The 2,695-nt window shown below is 45.7% G+C and carries 3 protein-coding genes; all 3 read right to left on the minus strand.

Features of this window, described 5'->3' with window-relative positions; all coding sequences use genetic code 11:
* Positions 1–19 precede the first annotated feature (19 nt).
* Positions 20–274, minus strand: coding sequence for a hypothetical protein (locus tag NNN71_RS24215; RefSeq protein ID WP_271459541.1), 255 nt, complete (start codon positions 272–274; stop codon positions 20–22).
* A 77-nt stretch (positions 275–351) separates the two neighbouring features.
* Positions 352–1,446, minus strand: a complete 1,095-nt coding sequence (locus NNN71_RS24220) for an L-dopachrome tautomerase-related protein (protein WP_267453922.1) — start codon at positions 1,444–1,446, stop codon at positions 352–354.
* 249 nt (positions 1,447–1,695) lie between these two features.
* Positions 1,696–2,695 (minus strand): DMT family transporter (locus NNN71_RS24225; protein WP_271459542.1); only part of this gene is annotated, 1,000 nt, incomplete at its 5' end.

Genomic DNA, 2,695 nt, shown 5'->3' on the forward strand with positions numbered 1-2,695 from the left:
TTACAAAACCTGCAGATGCTCAAATGAAAAAAATACTCATAAACTTCTTAGCATTAATTACATCCTCTGCCATTTTTCTGGCTATCACATTCTTCATGTTAGGCGCACCTATTACAAATTCGCTGCGCATTAAATCGTTCTTTAACGGTTTAGTTTTCGCATTTGGTTGGGAATTTGGAATACCAACCACCGCATCAATACTGCTGGCGGTACTCACCACGTTGGCATTGCTAGTTCTTCCCTTTGTCATAATCAGGAAAATACTCTGCGCCATTATCAAGCCCACCTGAAGATGAGCTTTGGAATGGCTACCAGGCTAAGAACCTAACTTACAGCTAACTCCATGACGATTCAATAACCGGAAGTGAACGCTTGTGTATCGTCTGTCCATACACGCAGAATACGATAGGGGGGCTCACCTTTATCGCCAGCACTAGTAAACGCAGCGCTTCGATGCAGTTGGTTAGCCGAAATATACAGCCAGTGTTGATCGCCAAACTGAACGCTGTCAGGCCAGTCAAGCAGCGCTGAGCGCACCAGCGGGATCAGTTTCCCTTTACTATCCATCATATCAACACCGTTATTATTCAGATTAGTAAAGTAATGTCTGCCCTGCGCAGAAATAGCGGCGCCATCTGAAACCGGTTTTGTACCTACGGAACGAATATGTTGAGCAATGGCTTTATCATCAGCCTTCTGCAGGTACTCAGTATCAATTTCATACCAGGTGGTACCGTTCATTGCGCCAAAAAATAAGGTTTTACCATCTGCGGAAAGTGTTATTGGATTCACGCCGACCGAAGCTGGCTTGCCATTAAACAGAGTATCCTGACCATCAATATGCATCACCGCCGATTTTTCACTTTGCAATGCAGGATGGCCGGAAAAACGGCTGGCTTTTTTACTGGCGATATTAACGGTAATCAGTCCAGGATTACTGATATCTGCCAGATAGATCCACCCACCGCGTGCATCAACAACCAAATCCTGAATAAAACTACCACGAGGCGCGATAGTGTCATCCAGTTCGATGGTCATCAGGTGCTTACCACTTTTTATGTCAAAGCTAATTATACGCGTTTTGCCAGAGTTTAGCCCCATATCTACCAGCCATAAGCGATTTTGCGCGTCGCGTGTAATACCTAATGGTGTATCAATTTGGTGAGATAAACTTTGGCCTTCGTTCTTTTGCCAGGAGTCATCGGGCCAGGCTTTCCAAGTCTCTTTTCCCGTGATCTCAATCAGACGCCAGCGTGAGGGGCGATCCAAAGGATGTACCGTTGCAAATACGCGGCCATCATCAGAGACAGTGACATTTCCCGGCCGAATATTCAGCGCAGCGACAACTTCCAGATCACCTTTTTTAAACTGTGTCTCAGCAAATGTAGCAGTTGAATTAGATATCAGTACAGATAATAAGGTGGCGATTAACGTTTTCTTATTCATTTCATTCTCCATAACCAGGTAAAAACATCATGGGCAAAGACAGTGTTTAAAACAAAGTCAATAAAAATTGACTTACACTGCATTGAGCAACAGATATGTAACTATTGTCCTGTGCCATGGTAAACAGGCCTGTAGGGAAGAAAAACCCTGTGACAGAGACAGCTGTTATACTCAAAAAAAGAAAATTCCCCTGAGGATTAACGCCATTTTCATTACCGTTCCTGGTAGGAATGATGCCTGTTATTCTCTTTATTGACGACTGGTTAATGCAGTGAAAAAAACGCCAAGGCAAATAAGTATCAGCCCGCTAATAAATAAAGGTGATAATTGATTTTGCAGCCACAAGGCGGAGGCAAACGCACCAATAATCGGTACGCCAAGGGTAAAGTTGGACATGGCAAACGTAGTAATACGTCGACCATATTCAGAAGAGATCACGAAACAGAAAGAGGTTGCGACGGGACCAATAAACAGTAACTGCCACAGTAAGCCATGTGTGATGTGAATATCAGACACTGGACGCTCGAACAGCACGGCGACAATCCCCAATAAAACCGACGCTATTAACATCTGCCAGGGCGCAAGTTGCAGCGGTGTGGAGACCCAACGATGATGGCGAACATGATAAATCACAATTGACCAGGCCATTGCACAAATCAGTAATAACAATGCCGCTAAGAGACTGTAATGATCCCAGCGCATCTCCGATGGCGAACAAATCAGCGCCACCCCGGAGAGTCCGGCCATCAATGCCAGCAACTGCCCACGACCCGGGCGAACTCTCAGCATAATAGCCGTCAACAATATACTCCATAACGGCGTGGTATAAGCCAACAAAACCGCTCGACTGGTGTCCGTATATTGCATCGCAATCATCCCCAATCCGGTAAACAACATCATTTGCAGAATCCCAACACTAAGGATAACAGGCCAGTCCTGACCAACCGGTAAGCGGAGTTTCCCCCTGAAAGCCACAAAAGCAAACAAACAAATTCCGGCCGTTGTAAAGCGTAATGTCGCCAGCCAAAGTGGCGGAACGCTATCCAGAGCCTGACGCGTAACCGGCCAACTGGTTCCCCACAGGACAACCATCACCGCAAGCCAGCCCAGCGTGTGCATTTTCGTCCTAGATGAGTGGCAAACGCTCGCACTTTCACAATTTTGTATGGACATAAGACGGACTCCTGATAGCAGAAACGACCGTACCATGTTAATTTCTTTATCAGGGTAGATTAGTTCTATATTGACC

Source organism: Kluyvera sp. Awk 3 (assembly GCF_028069715.1).
Lineage (GTDB): Bacteria > Pseudomonadota > Gammaproteobacteria > Enterobacterales > Enterobacteriaceae > Kluyvera > Kluyvera georgiana_A.

Coding starts and splice junctions, on each gene's coding strand:
- NNN71_RS24220 (WP_267453922.1), bottom strand. CDS start 1,446: ATGAATAAGAAAACGTTAATCGCCACCTTATTATCTGTACTGATATCT.
- NNN71_RS24215 (WP_271459541.1), bottom strand. CDS start 274: ATGGCGCAGAGTATTTTCCTGATTATGACAAAGGGAAGAACTAGCAAT.